General features: G+C 36.4%; 14 protein-coding genes. 5 read left to right on the forward strand and 9 right to left on the reverse strand.

Annotated elements, in window-relative coordinates:
• Positions 1-5: 5 nt before the first annotated feature.
• The 4 genes from O1A01_RS24630 to O1A01_RS24650 form a co-directional block, all read right to left on the reverse strand.
• Positions 6-527, reverse strand: a complete 522-nt coding sequence (locus O1A01_RS24630) for a DUF420 domain-containing protein (protein WP_066416070.1) — start codon at positions 525-527, stop codon at positions 6-8.
• 628 nt (positions 528-1,155) lie between these two features.
• Complete coding sequence (locus tag O1A01_RS24640) at positions 1,156-2,844, reverse strand: methyl-accepting chemotaxis protein (RefSeq protein WP_270065281.1); 1,689 nt, start codon at positions 2,842-2,844, stop codon at positions 1,156-1,158.
• 119 nt (positions 2,845-2,963) lie between these two features.
• Complete coding sequence (locus O1A01_RS24645) at positions 2,964-3,770, reverse strand: ion transporter (protein ID WP_270065282.1); 807 nt, start codon at positions 3,768-3,770, stop codon at positions 2,964-2,966.
• 13 nt (positions 3,771-3,783) lie between these two features.
• Positions 3,784-4,443, reverse strand: a complete 660-nt coding sequence (locus O1A01_RS24650) for a uracil-DNA glycosylase (RefSeq protein WP_270065283.1) — start codon at positions 4,441-4,443, stop codon at positions 3,784-3,786.
• 379 nt (positions 4,444-4,822) lie between these two features.
• Here O1A01_RS24650 and zwf point away from each other — a divergent pair, with 379 nt between their 5' ends.
• A complete protein-coding gene (gene zwf / locus O1A01_RS24655) occupies positions 4,823-6,295 on the forward strand; it encodes a glucose-6-phosphate dehydrogenase (RefSeq protein ID WP_066416087.1) in 1,473 nt (490 codons plus the stop codon).
• A gap of 38 nt (positions 6,296-6,333) precedes the next feature.
• Here the strand turns inward: zwf and O1A01_RS24660 are convergent, their stop codons facing one another.
• Together O1A01_RS24660 and O1A01_RS24665 are read right to left on the reverse strand one after the other, a co-directional pair.
• The gene (locus tag O1A01_RS24660) at positions 6,334-8,496 is read right to left on the reverse strand and encodes a heavy metal translocating P-type ATPase (RefSeq protein WP_066416060.1); all 2,163 of its coding nucleotides are present in this window, start codon (positions 8,494-8,496) and stop codon (positions 6,334-6,336) included.
• Positions 8,468-8,854, reverse strand: coding sequence for an ArsR/SmtB family transcription factor (locus O1A01_RS24665; RefSeq protein ID WP_066416057.1), 387 nt, complete (start codon positions 8,852-8,854; stop codon positions 8,468-8,470). The genes O1A01_RS24660 and O1A01_RS24665 overlap by 29 nt, the downstream gene beginning before the upstream one ends.
• Positions 8,855-9,031: 177 nt before the next feature.
• Between O1A01_RS24665 and O1A01_RS24670 the strand changes: the two genes are divergently transcribed.
• Positions 9,032-9,955: a DMT family transporter gene (locus O1A01_RS24670; RefSeq protein ID WP_270065284.1), complete on the forward strand. Its 924-nt coding sequence runs from the start codon at positions 9,032-9,034 to the stop codon at positions 9,953-9,955.
• A 64-nt stretch (positions 9,956-10,019) separates the two neighbouring features.
• Here O1A01_RS24670 and gndA read toward each other — a convergent pair whose 3' ends face one another.
• A complete protein-coding gene (gndA, locus tag O1A01_RS24675) occupies positions 10,020-11,432 on the reverse strand; it encodes an NADP-dependent phosphogluconate dehydrogenase (RefSeq protein WP_270065285.1) in 1,413 nt (470 codons plus the stop codon).
• A 132-nt stretch (positions 11,433-11,564) separates the two neighbouring features.
• On the reverse strand, positions 11,565-12,233 hold the full coding sequence (locus O1A01_RS24680) for a DUF1836 domain-containing protein (RefSeq protein ID WP_270065286.1): 669 nt from the start codon (positions 12,231-12,233) through the stop codon (positions 11,565-11,567).
• Positions 12,234-12,409: 176 nt separating this feature from the next.
• Between O1A01_RS24680 and htpX the strand changes: the two genes are divergently transcribed.
• From htpX to O1A01_RS24695, 3 genes are all read left to right on the forward strand, one after another.
• Positions 12,410-13,291 carry a protease HtpX gene (htpX, locus tag O1A01_RS24685; RefSeq protein WP_066416049.1) on the forward strand — a complete coding sequence of 294 codons (882 nt, stop codon included), beginning with the start codon at positions 12,410-12,412 and terminating at the stop codon, positions 13,289-13,291.
• 97 nt (positions 13,292-13,388) lie between these two features.
• A complete protein-coding gene (locus O1A01_RS24690) occupies positions 13,389-13,841 on the forward strand; it encodes an SRPBCC family protein (protein ID WP_270065287.1) in 453 nt (150 codons plus the stop codon).
• A gap of 77 nt (positions 13,842-13,918) precedes the next feature.
• A complete protein-coding gene (locus tag O1A01_RS24695) occupies positions 13,919-14,233 on the forward strand; it encodes a YrdB family protein (protein WP_066416043.1) in 315 nt (104 codons plus the stop codon).
• A 36-nt stretch (positions 14,234-14,269) separates the two neighbouring features.
• On the opposite strand, the gene nfsA is transcribed toward O1A01_RS24695, so the two are convergent.
• Complete coding sequence (gene nfsA / locus O1A01_RS24700; protein WP_066416040.1) at positions 14,270-15,019, reverse strand: oxygen-insensitive NADPH nitroreductase; 750 nt, start codon at positions 15,017-15,019, stop codon at positions 14,270-14,272.
• Between the last annotated feature and the right edge of the window lie 157 nt (positions 15,020-15,176).

Below are 15,176 nucleotides of genomic sequence, written 5' to 3' on the forward strand. Positions count from 1 at the left end.
CTTATTTAATAATATGGCGAAATCATTAAGTAGACGAGAACACCAGTTAAACTAACATATAACCATATAGGCATTGTCCATCTCGAAATTTTACGGTGTTTTTCTTTTTGCATCGTAATTCCGTATGCAAAGGAAAACAATGCGAGTGGGACGATAATTGCCGCAAGTACTATATGTGTAAGAAGGATAAAGAAATAAATAGATCGGATTATTCCTTCTCCACCAAAAGGTGTTGATTCGGTTAAGGCATGGTACGTTACGTACGTTACTAAAAATAATGCAGTAGTCGTAAATGCTGCGTAAATGAAACGACGATGAATCGTAATATTTTTATTCTTTATCGCAACGAGTGCACCAATTAAAAATAGAAAGGTAAAGCTATTGAAAATTGCGTTCATCATCGGTAATACGGTTAAGTCTCTGTTAGCAAATTGTTCTTGTTCGGGTAAGAAAAATAAAATGACGACTAGTGCGTTTATTGCGATGGAAAGGCCGATAACCCATGGCCATATTTTTTTCTTTTGCATAGTTGATCTCCTTTATTAAAAGATGCTCTTAGATAGGGTGGTCGGTGCCAAAAAGAGCTAACACCCCGATTGGTTCAACTAACAATCAGTGTACCATTGATTGAAGTTTCACTTTATCCATTTTTTCTTTTATCTGTATAGTTCATACATGGACTACCTGATGATCGGAATACTGTAAGTGAGGGCATTGTGCTCGTTTTGAAACCGAATGCGCGGCAGCCTTTTGGGTATTTCCTATCCCAAGTGACGTAATAATGTTTACAGTGTAAGCAGTTTATTCTTTTTTCATTTGTCATCGTTCGACAAACCTCCCCTTTGCCTATTGTAGCACGATTTGTAGGGAAGTTCTTTTGGAAAGTGCTTCGGATTATTACTATTTAGTTACTGGTGGCTCATAAATTGATTCCCGTGGCACAAAACGCAGAGCGATTGGCTCATAAATGGATTCCCATGGCACAATTCGCGGAGCAGTTGGCTCAAAAACTAATCTCGGTGGCACAAAAAATGGGGCTCTATTTTTCAATGGATCTTTGTAAAAGGCAAATATCCAAACCACTCCAAAACAAATACAAAAAAGTGGAGAAATCTACGCGCTTCCCCACTTCCTTTAAATTTAACTAGTCCAACTTTATTTAATACTTCTCATATTTTGTTCTAGTTGGTTTGATGTTTCTTGTAATAGATCTGATGTTTTCTTTATTTGATAAGATATGTTTACTTGTTTGTCTGTCGTTGCAACTACTTGTTCCATTTGTTTTGTTGCATCTGCAGATGAAGTGACAAGGTCATTAACCGAATGAACGATGTCGGTCACTCCTAAACTAATTTCCTCCATCGCAACGGTAATATGTGATCCTTGTTCCAGTAGGTTACCACTTCTTACTGCAATTTGATTAAAAATAGAGGACGATCGTTTATTCTGTTCATTAGTATGCTGTAATTGCCCTTTGAATTGTAGAAACTCCGTTGATATTTCTTTAGCGTTCCCTTCTACAGTGCCGATAATTTGTTTAATTTCATTTGCAAATTCATCTGTTTGTTTCGATAGTTTACGGATTTCCGTTGCAACAACAGCAAAGCCTTTCCCCGCTTCACCTGCTCTTGCTGCCTCAATCGATGCATTTAATGCTAACAAGTTGGTTTGATTCGTAATCTCATTAATATTAGCTAAAAACGTTTGGGCCGCTTCAATACTATCTGTAATGAGTTCGAACTGTTGTACTAATTTTTCTGTATCATCCGTAAATTTCTGCATTTGTTGTGCAACTTCATTTAATGCTCCCGAACCTTTTTCGGACATCGTGTTCATTTCTTTTAGGTTTTTTTTCATTTCATCGACGATGCTATAAATTTCTTCTGTACTAGCAGAAGCTTCCTCTGTAACGGCAGAAATAGCCGACGTTCCTTCATATTGAGCAGCTACTTTTTCCGTTGCCCCCGTTGATTGGTCTTTAATTGTTGATGATAGTCCGATATTACGTTCGGACGCGTCTATTAAATCGACCATTACTTGCTGTAGCTTTTCATTTGCTTGCTTACTTCCTGTTAATAGTAAATCTATTTTCTGGCCCATTTCTGTTAATGAAATTTCCACTTGTCCAAATTCGTCTCCTCTTTTATCCTTGGACAACAATTCCAGCTCAAAATTACCTTCCTGATACGCTTTTACTCTCTTCATTAATTGATTTATCCCTTTCGTTAAGGAACGGCCAAACGATAAAAGCGCTATCATTGGTAATAACACGATAACAACCATAACCGCAAAAATTAATGAGTTACTCGTTTGAAGCGTTTGTACAAGCATAGTTCGCTCTAGTTCATTATTAGTTTGAAGGAATTTCATTATTTCCGTATTGGCTCTTTCTAATTGCGTTCTTGCGCTTGCTAATTGTTCAGAAACAGGTACACGGTAACGGTCCATGTTCGCTCCATTATTCACATCACGAATGAGTGAAAATTGGTCATCTATCGTTTTTATTGATAAGGAAAAATATTGTTGCCAATGTGCTAGCTCCTCGTATTGAAGAAAATAATTTTCAAATTCTTGAAAGTATTGCTCGCTTGCCTTGATGTTTCCTTCTACTGTTTCAATATGTTTAATGGAGTACCCTGTACTCAGAAGGTGATACATATTCGACAACGTTGTTTGATAGGATTGATACAACTGAAAATACGATTCATTTAATAGTGCTGTTTCATCCATTTTTGTTGTACTTGTTTCGACTCTTGTATTCGCAACCCAAATGATGCTTGATGCAAGCACTCCAATAATTCCAAGAGTTATTGCTAGTAAAAATAGCTTCTTTTTAATGCTCATCCGTTGAACCCCCTCATAGTGAAACCGTTTGCGCAAACTTGTTTATTTATCTATCTTTTATATCGACCTTTAAAGCCTTTTCTTTACATAAAAAAGAGGAAAAGATAAAATTCTTCTCCTCACTTTTTCACATCTTTTTGTAATAACAATTGTTTCAATTCTGCAATTTCATTCGAGAGTTTATCTAGCTCTTTTCTCGTTAACTCTACTTTATCTTCTTTCCTCTCTTCTTCTCTCGTTTCCTGTATGTTGTTTAAAAGTTCCCCTACTACTAAGTTCAATACGATAAACGTTCCGATAAGGATAAACGAAATGAAATAAATCCAAGAAAGAGGGCTCGCTTCAAATATTGGCCGGAAAATACCACTCGCCCACGACTCTAGCGTAATAACTTGAAATAGTGTGATAAACGCTAAATGCAAGGACCCAAAATATTCAGGTGAAATTTCTCGGTAAAATAGGACACCTAATACAGCAAAAATATAAAATAGTAACCCTAGTAGGATCATAATCGTACCGAGTGATGGGATTGTCTTTAAAAATGCTGTAACTAATCGTTGCAAGGACGGAATAACCGTAATCGCTCTTAATACTCGGAATACACGTAAAATACGGATTGCGGATAAGAAGTACGTTCCACTAAATAATAAAACTCCGGCGACGATAATAAAGTCAAAAACGTTCCAGCTACTTTTAAAGAAATGAAATAATTTCTTTTCTGATAGCATTCTCATCGCAATTTCTATCGTAAAGAACCAAAGGAAGAAAACTTCGAAAAGATGAAAAATAAATTCGTTTTCGCTATATAAAACAGGGTACGTTTCTAATCCAATCATTATCGCGTTTAAAAGAATAACAGTGATAACAATATTCGTAAAATATTTATGTTCCACAATCTTTCTTACGTTGTTTTTTAATTGTTTCAACCTTCCACCACCTCTATATCTCCCACTGAATTTTCGTTATATTTTTTGATTGTAAAAAAGCATTTGTTTTAGAAAATGGCTTGCTGCCAAAAAAACCTCTTCTCGCTGACAGAGGGCTCGGATGAACACTTTTCAAAATATAATGATGTTCATTTGTAATAAGCGTTTCTTTTTGTTGCGCCTGTTTTCCCCATAAAATAAAGACAATTGGCTTTTTCCGCTCATTTAACCTTTTAATAATTTGGTCGGTTAGCGTTTCCCACCCTTTTCCTTTATGGGAATTGGCTTCTCCTTCTCGAACCGTTAATACCGTATTAAGCAATAAAACTCCTTGCTTTGCCCACGGAAGTAAATAACCATGTTTAGGATATGGAACAGATAAATCATCTTCTAATTCTTTAAACATATTTCGTAACGAAGGAGGTATCGGTGAACCTGGCAAAACAGAAAAACTTAAGCCATGCGCTTGTCCTTGACCGTGATAAGGGTCTTGTCCAAAAATAACGACCTTTACCTCTTCATAAGGAGTCGCTTCGAGGCTAGTAAAAATTTGTTCTTTAGCTGGATAAACCGTATACTTTTTATATTCATTATCAATAAATTTCATTAGTTGTGTATAATAAGGTTTGCTCTCTTCTTCACGCAACAGCTTATTCCAAACAGGACAATTCATGTTTCTCTCCTAATATAAAAAAATTCCCTTATTACTTTACCATATATTTTGTATTTTTGGTGAAAATAAAGCTTAAGGGCTACTAATATAGCTTGGTATTAATTCACTGACAATTGTTATTAATTCTGCTACTATTATATAAATAGCTTTTTAAACGAATTTTCGACATATACAGACATTTTATTATGCACTTTTAAAAGTATTGTAATATAATTCTTTTAAAAGCTGAACGACTAAGACCTTCCCATATCATCTTTTTACATATTGTTATATTATAATATGGTATTTCTCGTGTTAGTAGGAGATATTAGGAGAAGTTACGTTTACACCATAAAAGTGATTTTATTTTTTACATAAAAGAGAGGTTCTTACTGTGAGTATGATAGAAAACCCTAAATCGATTATTGTTATTTTTGGAGCAACTGGAGATCTTGCAAAAAGAAAACTATTTCCTTCTATTTACCGACTGTATAAAAACGGTAGTATTTCGAAAAATTTTGCGGTTATTGGCGTTGCACGTTCACCTTTAAGTAATGAAGATTTCCGTGCAAATGTAACAAAATCAGTACAAAGCGCTGGCTCTACTAATGAGGTAGAGGAGTTCAGTTCACACTTTTATTACCAACCGTTCGATGTAACAAGCAGTTCCTCCTATCAAGCTTTAAAACAATTAATGGGGACTCTTGATGGTGATTATAACACGGACGGCAATCGTATCTTTTACTTAGCGATGGCTCCTGAGTTTTTCGGTACAATTGCATCTAACCTTAAAGCTGAAGGTTTAACGGAAACATCAGGTTGGAAACGATTAGTGATTGAAAAGCCGTTTGGACGTGATTTACCTTCTGCGCAAAAACTAAATAGTGAATTACGAGAGGCTTTTGACGAATCAGAAATATACCGAATTGATCATTACTTAGGTAAAGAGATGGTGCAAAACATTGAAGTTATCCGTTTCTCGAATGCGATATTCGAACCGTTATGGAATAACCGATACATATCTAACATTCAAATTACATCTAGTGAAACGTTAGGTGTAGAAGACCGCGGAAGATATTACGAAAGCTCCGGTGCCCTTCGCGATATGGTGCAAAACCATATGCTACAAATGGTTGCGCTTCTGGCGATGGAGCCACCCATTAAGTTAAATCCGCGTGAAATTCGTAGTGAAAAAGTAAAAGTGTTACGGGCATTACGTCCGTTCTCACAAGATGAAGTGGATGATTATTTCGTTCGCGGTCAATATAGCGCTGGATTGATGGACGAAAAAGAAGTGAAAGGTTATCGCGAAGAAAAATCGGTAGATCCTGATTCTAATACCGAAACATTCGTAGCTGGAAAACTTCTTATTGATAATTTCCGTTGGGCTGGAGTACCTTTTTATATTCGTACTGGTAAACGAATGGCGGCAAAATCAACGAAAATTATCGTTCAGTTTAAAGATATACCGATGAACCTATATTATAATCGTGGTGAAAAAGTAGAACCTAACCTTCTCGTTATCCATATACAGCCGGAGGAAGGAATTACGTTGCACCTTAATGTTAAAAAATCAGGTAAAGACATTTCCACTACACCAATTAAGCTTGCTTATAGTAGTTCTAGTATTGATGGAATTAACACTCCTGAGGCGTATGAGCGTTTAATTTACGATTGCATGCGAGGAGATATGACGAACTTTACTCATTGGGACGAAGTTGCTTTATCATGGAGCTTTATAGACCAAATTTCACAAGCGTGGGAAAGTACAAAAGCATATGACTTCCCTAACTATGAGTCTGGCTCAATGGGGCCTAAAAAAGCGGATGAGCTTCTTCAAAATGAAGGTACTCATTGGTGGCCAGTTCAATAATTAAAAAAAGACCGTTACAACGGTCTTTTTTCTTTTATCTATTCCTTTACTCTCATCAGTCGCATACTATTTAAGGCCACTAAAATGGTTGCCCCCATATCTGAAAGAATCGCAATCCATAATGTTAACCAACCAGGAATGACTAGTAACAACGCAATAAATTTTATTGAAATCGCAAATGCAATGTTCATCTTTATAATATTTAATGCTTTTCGGCTTAATTTAACTGTAAATGGAAGCTTTCTTAAATCGTCCGCCATTAACGCTACGTCAGCTGTTTCTAATGCCGTATCAGTACCTGCTCCGCCCATCGCTATTCCGACAGTAGAAGCGGCTAGTGCAGGAGCGTCGTTAATACCGTCCCCAATCATTGCAACGTTTCCATATTCTGCTCTTAACTGTTTAATATAATCTAACTTATCTTGCGGCAATAGCTCCGCTTTAATATCGGTAACGCCAACATGATTCCCAATTGCATTTGCTGTTCCTTTATTGTCACCGGTAAGCATAATTGTTTTTCTAATGCCAAGTCCGTGCAGCTTTTGGATCACTTCTTGACTTGATTCTCTCACTTCATCTGCAACAGCTATGACAGCTAATATTGTTTTTTCCGTCCCAACTACCATTACTGTTTTTCCTTGACCTTGGAGATTTAGTACCGCTTCTTCTATTTCAGAAGTAAAAAGAGACGAAGAAAGGTTACGAAAGAGCGTTGGACTTCCGATATAGTAAGAGACGCCATCTATCGTTCCTTTAAGGCCTTTTCCTGTTATGGATGTAAAATCGCTCACATGAACATCATGAAAAGGAATATTCTCCTCATTAGCCTTCTTAATGATGGCTGACGCTAGAGGATGTTGGGAACGGTACTCTAGAGCCGTTATGTTTGCTAGCAAGTCACGCTCGTTCATTACATTATTAAATACGGTAAAGTCTGTTACAACTGGGATCCCTTTCGTTAGTGTCCCTGTTTTATCAAATGCTACCGCATTTAACGCACCGATTTGTTCTAAATAAATTCCACCTTTTATGAGCACTCCATTTTTGGCAGCATTTCCAATAGCTGATACTATTGAAATAGGAGTAGAAATAACTAACGCACACGGACAACCTACCACTAGAACCGCTAAGCCTTGATAAACCCATGCTTCCCAACTACCGTTAAAAAATATTGGTGGGACAATTGCAACTAATGCCGCCACAACCATAATTGCTGGTGTGTAATATTTAGCAAATTTATCGATAAAAGCTTGTGCAGGGGCACGTTCACCCTGCGCTTCTTCAACAAGGTGGATAATTTTCGAAATAGTAGTATCTTCTACTAATTTCGTTATTTTCACCTCTAATAGTCCTTCTTCGTTTAACGTTCCTGCAAAAACTTCATCATCAACTGTCTTTTCCATCGGAACGGATTCGCCTGTTATCGCTGCTTGATTCACGGCTGAGTAACCTTGGACAACTACACCGTCCATTGCAATCTTTTGCCCTGGCTTCACGATCATAATGTCACCAACTTTTATATCGGCAACAGAAACAACTATCTCATGTCCATTACGACGAATTAGTGCTTCTTTAGGGGCGATATCCATTAATGACCGAATCGATTGACGTGCACGGTCCATTGAGAAACGTTCAAGTGCCTCACTTAAAGCAAAAAGAATGACTACAACCGCAACTTCTCCCCACTCACCAATAATCGCCCCACCTATAACAGCTACCGTCATAAGTGTTCTCATATCAAACTCTAGTCGTAATAAATTTTGAAATCCGACTTTAAAGAGAGGTAGCCCTCCGATTACCATTGATGCTAAAAATAAAAGTATCGTTACAACATTTTCTTCCCCGTTTACAAAGAATGATACGTAACCAAGTACTAAAAGTAACGTTGCGTGTAGTAACGTACTATGCTTTTTTAAGAAAGGTATTTTCTCAACAGTATTTTCTTCTTTATTTGATTGTTGCTGTATTTTAGACTTTTCAGGTTCTAATTTTAAATTCTCAAATGCACCTGCTTTTTCGAGTTCTTCAATAGACGCTTCTCCGTATACGGAAATTTTAGATGCTCCAAAATTCACCTTTGCATCTTCTACGCCCGGAAGTTCCTTTACATTTCGCTCAAATTTACCAGCACAATTTGCACAAGTAAAACCATTTACTCGGTATACCGTTTTCTCATTGTTTAACCTTGCTGGCTCGCTCATTTTCGGCAACCTCCTTTTGATGAGCAAAAGCAACTTCAATTAACTGCCGCACATGATCATCATCTAACGAATAATAAACTAATTTTCCCTTTTTTTCGTATTTTGCTAACCCTAAATTTTTTAGCAATCTTAAGTGATGAGATGTTGTCGCTATTGTAGCACCGACAATATTGGCTACATCGCATACACAAAGTTCGTCCTCTATTGATAATGCATAAGCTATTTTAATACGTGTATCATCCGATAAAGCTTTAAAAATTTTCGCTACTTCTGTTGGGCTTTGTTCTACTAATTTTTGTTGAACGTTCTTTACTTTATTTTCATCTACACACGTAATTTCGCATACATCTTTTGTCATATTTATTCCCCACCCCTACATTCAAAGATTCATTTGATTGTTATATTATATAGTTTACTTATCTAATTTGATATAGTCAAACGTTTATTTGAATGTTTTTATTTACAGGAAAAATAGGGAGGTTAGTCGTATATATTACTTATACTATTACTGCTCTTGGAAGGGAGTGTTCATCGTTTGAATAAATATCTCGTTTTCTTATTTTTGCTATTAGCAAACCTTTTTTGGGCTGGTAATTATGTATTTGGAGAATATGTAGTGGCGGAAGTACATCCTCTTCAAATTACGTTTACAAGATGGTTTTTGGCACTTATTCTATTGCTTCCACTTGCTCATTATATAGAGCGACCTAATTGGTCGACGGTTTGGAAAGAATGGAAAGTACTTTTATTAATGGCCATTCTCGGTATTATCGGTTACAACTTTTTACTTTATGCTGCCCTTCAGTTTACATCACCAATGAACGCTTCACTTGTAAATGCGATAAACCCTGCTGTCATTGTGCTGTTTTCGACTGTTCTTTTAAAAGAGAGAATTTCTAAAAAAAATGGATTAGGTCTTATCGTTTCATTGTTTGGTGTTGTTCTTATTTTGACTGAAGGGAATTTAAGTCAATTGTTACATCTAAACTTTAATTTAGGCGATCTTATTATGCTACTAGCAATAATCAGCTGGACTTTATATTCCATTATGAATAAAAAGTTAAAAAGAATTCCTCCTATAACTGGAACAACAGTATCTGTCATGATTGCTTTAGTTCTTTTATTACCTTTTATGTTCATGCATGGCTATACAGTTCCAGAAAAGAACCTTACACTAGCCGGTTTAATTTATATGGGGATTTTCCCATCGGTCGGTTCCTTTATTTTTTGGAACATAGCTCTCCGTCATATTGATGCAAGTCGAGCTGGAGTTTTTATGAACTTAATCGTTGTGTTTACAGCGATTATAAGTTTACTATTAGGTAAAACAATTACCCTCATCCAATTAGTTGGTGGTTTCCTTATTTTCACTGGGGTTTATTTAACTAGTTTAGCTCGGAAAGGTAAAAAGGAACGTACAGCTTTATTAAATGAAAAAAAGCACTCTATCGCTAAATAGAGTGCTTTTCTTATTGTTTAGCTACGGCGGCTAGGTGCTGTGCAAAGCGCCTACGCATTTCTTCTTACTTTGTCATCCATTCTGTGTGGAAGACTCCTTCTTTGTCTACACGTTGGTATGTGTGGGCACCGAAGTAATCGCGTTGTGCTTGTATTAAGTTAGCTGGTAGTACCGCTGTACGGTAGCTATCGAAGTAAGAAAGCGCACCAGAGAGTGCTGGGATTGGTACACCATTTTGTACAGCAACAGCGATAACTTCACGAAGAGCGCCTTGATACCCTTCTACGATCTCTTTAAAATATGGATCTAATAAAAGGTTTGGTAAATTCGCTTCACGGTCATACGCTTCTTTAATTTTTTGTAAGAACTGCGCACGAATGATACAACCACCGCGGAATATCATAGCAATCTCACCGTATTGTAAGTTCCAATCGTACTCTTCAGATGCTGCTCTTAATTGTGCAAATCCTTGTGCATACGAGCAAATTTTACTCATATAAAGTGCTTTACGAACAGCTTCGATTAACTGCTTTTTATCACCGTTATATCCTTGTACTTCAGGGCCACTTAATACAGCGCTAGCTTTTACACGTTCTTCTTTCATCGCGGAGATAAAGCGTGCAAATACTGATTCTGTAATAATCGGTAGTGGTACACCTAAATCTAAAGCATCTTTACTTGTCCATTTTCCTGTCCCTTTTTGACCAGCAGTATCTAGGATTAGGTCTACTAACGGTTTTCCTGTTTCTTCATCCACTTTAGTGAAAATATCTGCTGTAATTTCAATTAAGTAACTATCTAGTTCACCTTTATTCCACTCTGCAAACACTTCATGAAGCTCTTGCGCTGTTAAACCTAGTACATTTTTCAAGATGAAATATGCTTCTGCAATTAACTGCATGTCTCCATACTCAATACCGTTATGTACCATTTTCACATAGTGACCAGCACCGTTTGGACCGATATACGTACAGCAAGGGTCTCCATCTACTTTTGCCGAAATGTCTTTTAAAACGGATTCCATTAGTTCATACGCTTCTTTTTGACCACCAGGCATAATAGAAGGTCCTTTTAGTGCTCCTTCTTCTCCACCTGATACACCTGTACCTATGAAATGGATTCCAAGTTCCGCAAGTTCTTTATTACGACGAATAGTATCAGTAAATAGTGTATTTCCACCATCCACTAAAATATCACCTTTATCTAAATGCGGTTTTAATGATTCGATTGTAGCATCAGTCGCTGCGCCCGCTTTTACCATTAAAAGAATTTTACGTGGTGTTTCTAAAGATTGAACAAATTCTTCTATACTATATGTACCTACAACGTTTCTACCTTCTGTTTCTTGTAGAAATTCATCAACCTTCTCAGATGAACGGTTAAAAACAGAAATGGAATAACCTCTACTTTCGATGTTCATTGCTAAGTTTTTCCCCATTACTGCTAAACCAATTACACCGATTTGCTGTTTTGCCATATGAAAACTTCCCTTCTAATTTTTACACTGTTATCGATTGGATAAAAGTATATTTTACGTTTATGTTTCCTTTATTCGAATTGAAAATACCATAAGAGTACTTATATTATCAAGCTTTCTCTACTTAACTATTTAGTTAAGCGCATTCATTCCATTAATATACTTTAAAGCTGTCCCCCGTAAATAGGACGCTCTAGTAGAAAGAAGGGCCGTTTTAAACGCTACCGCTATATGTTCTTTCTGTTCATCACCAACGCGTAATGTCATAACGTATTCTTCAACCTCTTTCGAAACAACAGTTTCTGTTAATACCTTTTCTTTCACCATTAATTTTTCATACATTTGTGCGTATTGTAGAAAAAAGTCTGCCGGGCTTAAATGATCGTCCGAACGGTCCATCGGATTGTTAAACACTAGTGCGAGTACGTGACGAATTAAATCGAAATCTAGAATAGTCTTTAAATCTTTCACAATATATAATAAGGCAGCTTGATGGATGGAATACTTTTTCCCTACATGAGGAACTCCAATAAATTGTTTTATTTCTCGCTTCACCCAATTTTTCAATGAAGTCTCTTTATAAAAGGAACATTCTAGCATGTTTCCAAGCTCTACTATTTCAGACATGGATAACCCTAACTCTTTATTTTTATCTGCAATTTGCTGTAATACTTTACGTAATACTACTGGAAGTTCTTCCACCTTTTTGTGTTGCAAGAGTAGCTCAACCCGTTCTTTTTCACCATGTAGTAAATATTGTAATAGTAGTGCAAGTTCATAACGACTCCAATCGTTATTCATAGCCAACACCCCGTTCAATCTTTTCGTTATTTTCAGAGAAAATCTCTATTCGTCATGAATAGACAATGGTTTTCATTGAAAAATGTGTGACAACCATCTATAATAATAACAAATAAATAGAAAAACAGGTTCATTTGAACTTATATTTTTTTCATGTAGGAGGAGAAATTAACAGAATGGGTAAACGTATAGGACTTTTTCTTTTAACGAACATTCTCGTTTTAGTAACAATTGGTATCGTATTAACTATTTTACCAATTGGTAGTTACATTGGCCAAGATGGTCAGCTTGTATTAGGGCCACTTTTAGCTTTAAGTGCTGTCATTGGTTTTACTGGAGCCTTCATTTCTTTATTAATGTCCCGCTGGATGGCGAAAAAAATGATGAACGTGCAAGTTTTAGATCCAAATGGATCACTTTCGCCACGTGAACAAAAAATTGTTGATATGGTTCATCGTATGAGCCGTTCTGCTGGAATTACACGCATGCCCGAGGTTGGTATTTATCATTCACCTGAAGTAAATGCATTTGCTACTGGGCCATCTAAAAACCGTTCTCTCGTAGCTGTATCTACTGGTTTATTAGAAGAGATGGACGAAGATGCAATCGAAGGAGTAATTGCACACGAGGTTGCTCATATTGCGAATGGCGACATGGTAACGATGACGCTATTACAAGGTATCGTCAACACATTCGTTGTATTCTTAGCTCGTATTGCAGCTTGGGCTGTTTCACGTGTAGTACGTGAAGACTTAGCTCCTATTGTACACTTTATTGCTATTTTAGTATTCCAAATTCTTTTCTCTATCCTTGGAAGCATTGTTGTAATGGCATACTCTCGTTATCGTGAGTTCCATGCTGATAACGGTGGAGCAGACTTAGCTGGTAAAGATAAAATGGTTCATGCATTACGTTCGTTACAACAATATACAAATCGTATTACAGAAGAGCAAGATACAGCTGTTGCTACGCTAAAAATTAGCGGAAAGAAAAAAAGCTCACTCTTCTCTACACACCCAGACTTAAACGAGCGTATTCGTAGATTAGAGGCTAAATAATTTACAAAACTTTAAAGGAGTAGCTACTAGCTACTCCTTTTCTTCATTGTCTAATTAATGATATAGTTAAAGAAAATGTTGACCGAATGGGGGACGGATGATGGCCGATTTGCACGATACAGTAATTATTGAAAAACCACTAGAAGAAGTATTCTCCTATGCCGCTAATCTACAAAACTCTATCCACATTATGAGCAATGTAACACATATCGAAAAAGTAACAGAAGGACCAGTGCAACCTGGTACGAAGTTTAAAGAAACACGTGAAATAAGAGGGCGTAAAGCTTCTGCGATAATTGAAATAGTAGAATATGAACCACCTAATACATACTCCGTGAAGAGTGAATCAAACGGTTTAAAAGTAGTGTATCGTTATTTTTTTGAAAATACGGCTGAAGGTACAAAGGTAACATACACTGGGGATATTTATACGACTGGTATTATGATGAAACTATCTAAGCCCATCATTAAAAAGATTTTACAAAAAGAAGATGGTGACCACTTAAAACAGCTAAAGAAAGTTATCGAAGCGAAAGAAACAATCTTATAAAATATAACTAATCAGGTTAAAGCATACTATTCAAGTTATTTTAGTATGCTTTTTTATGTAAAGGAGAGTTGATTACGTTGGCATTTATCGTAATGGCTATTCGATTCAGTTGGGAAATTATAGCTCTCATCATTTATAGTCTTTGGGGATATGAAAAGGCAAAATGGTTGGGAGCTATTCTCATCCCTTTGCTTGTCGCAACTATTTGGGCTTTATTCGGTTCACCAGCGGCAACCTTCAAATTAGTTGGCATCTATAAAATAGGATTAGAGCTTTCTATTTTCTTTATTGCAGCATATTTATTATTCAAACTGCAGCACTTGTCATTGGCTGTTGCTTATGGGACTGTTGCTCTCTTTATTTCAATACTTATTATTTGGCTAAAAATATAAAAGAAAAATGCTAGGGGTTAATCTCTAGCATTTTGATTACTTTTTCGCAAAGCCTTTCTCTTCCACAAAAGCTTTCATATCTCTTCGTTTCGGATTTTTTAACATCCCAGCCATTTGAGAGGTCCACGTATCATTCCGCTTTCCACCAGTACGTTCCTCGTAATAAGCTGATATCACTTCATTGTATTGATCTAATTGTTTTAGTTGTTCCTCTTTGTTGCTGTTATATTCATTTTCATGATAAACATGTTCTAACAGTAATCTCGGCTTCACATCAGGGTTTTGTGCTGGATACCCAACAGCTAAACCGAATAACGGAATAACGTGATGAGGAAGATTTAATAGTTCACTCACTTCCTTCATCTTGTTCCGAATTCCTCCAATATAACAAATGCCAAGTCCTAGTGATTCCGCTGCCACTGCTGCATTTTGAGCTGCTAACGTTGCATCTATAACAGAAACCATAAATGTTTCCATACTTTCAAGTGAATCTGTTAAATTTTCTCTTTCCATTACACTAATAGTTTCATGACGATGCAAATCTGCACAAAAAACAAAAAAGTGACCATTTGCTTCTACATATGTTTGATTGCCAGCGAAAGTCGCTAGTTGTTGTTTTTTTTCAACATCTGAAACACCGATGATGGAATACGCCTGGATAAAACTTGATGTTGAGGCACTTTGTGCGCATTTTACAATCGTATGTATTTGTTCTTTAGTTAATAATTGGTCCGTAAACTTACGTATTGACCGATGATTTAATAATGTTTCTATCGTTGTGTTCATCACTGTCACTCCAAATGCTTTTCTTTTTATGTTATCAAATATTTAATAATATCCAAAGGGATATGTTTAAAGCTCATTGGGAAATATAGGTTATATTGTTTAATTAGTAGGAGACTCGGGAATATCATAGTTGGTTGTATTTCCAACCAACTAACTG

It is taken from the genome of Sutcliffiella sp. NC1 (assembly GCF_027594365.1).
GTDB lineage: Bacteria > Bacillota > Bacilli > Bacillales > Bacillaceae_I > Sutcliffiella > Sutcliffiella cohnii.

Bases quoted from the DNA above. Each gene is read 5' to 3' on its own strand.
- O1A01_RS24630 (WP_066416070.1), bottom strand. From the start codon at position 527: ATGCAAAAGAAAAAAATATGGCCATGGGTTATCGGCCTTTCCATCGCA.
- O1A01_RS24640 (WP_270065281.1), bottom strand. From the start codon at position 2,844: ATGAGCATTAAAAAGAAGCTATTTTTACTAGCAATAACTCTTGGAATT.
- O1A01_RS24650 (WP_270065283.1), bottom strand. From the start codon at position 4,443: ATGAATTGTCCTGTTTGGAATAAGCTGTTGCGTGAAGAAGAGAGCAAA.
- zwf (WP_066416087.1), top strand. From the start codon at position 4,823: ATGATAGAAAACCCTAAATCGATTATTGTTATTTTTGGAGCAACTGGA.
- O1A01_RS24660 (WP_066416060.1), bottom strand. From the start codon at position 8,496: ATGAGCGAGCCAGCAAGGTTAAACAATGAGAAAACGGTATACCGAGTA.
- O1A01_RS24665 (WP_066416057.1), bottom strand. From the start codon at position 8,854: ATGACAAAAGATGTATGCGAAATTACGTGTGTAGATGAAAATAAAGTA.
- gndA (WP_270065285.1), bottom strand. From the start codon at position 11,432: ATGGCAAAACAGCAAATCGGTGTAATTGGTTTAGCAGTAATGGGGAAA.
- O1A01_RS24680 (WP_270065286.1), bottom strand. From the start codon at position 12,233: ATGAATAACGATTGGAGTCGTTATGAACTTGCACTACTATTACAATAT.
- htpX (WP_066416049.1), top strand. From the start codon at position 12,410: ATGGGTAAACGTATAGGACTTTTTCTTTTAACGAACATTCTCGTTTTA.
- O1A01_RS24690 (WP_270065287.1), top strand. From the start codon at position 13,389: ATGATGGCCGATTTGCACGATACAGTAATTATTGAAAAACCACTAGAA.
- nfsA (WP_066416040.1), bottom strand. From the start codon at position 15,019: ATGAACACAACGATAGAAACATTATTAAATCATCGGTCAATACGTAAG.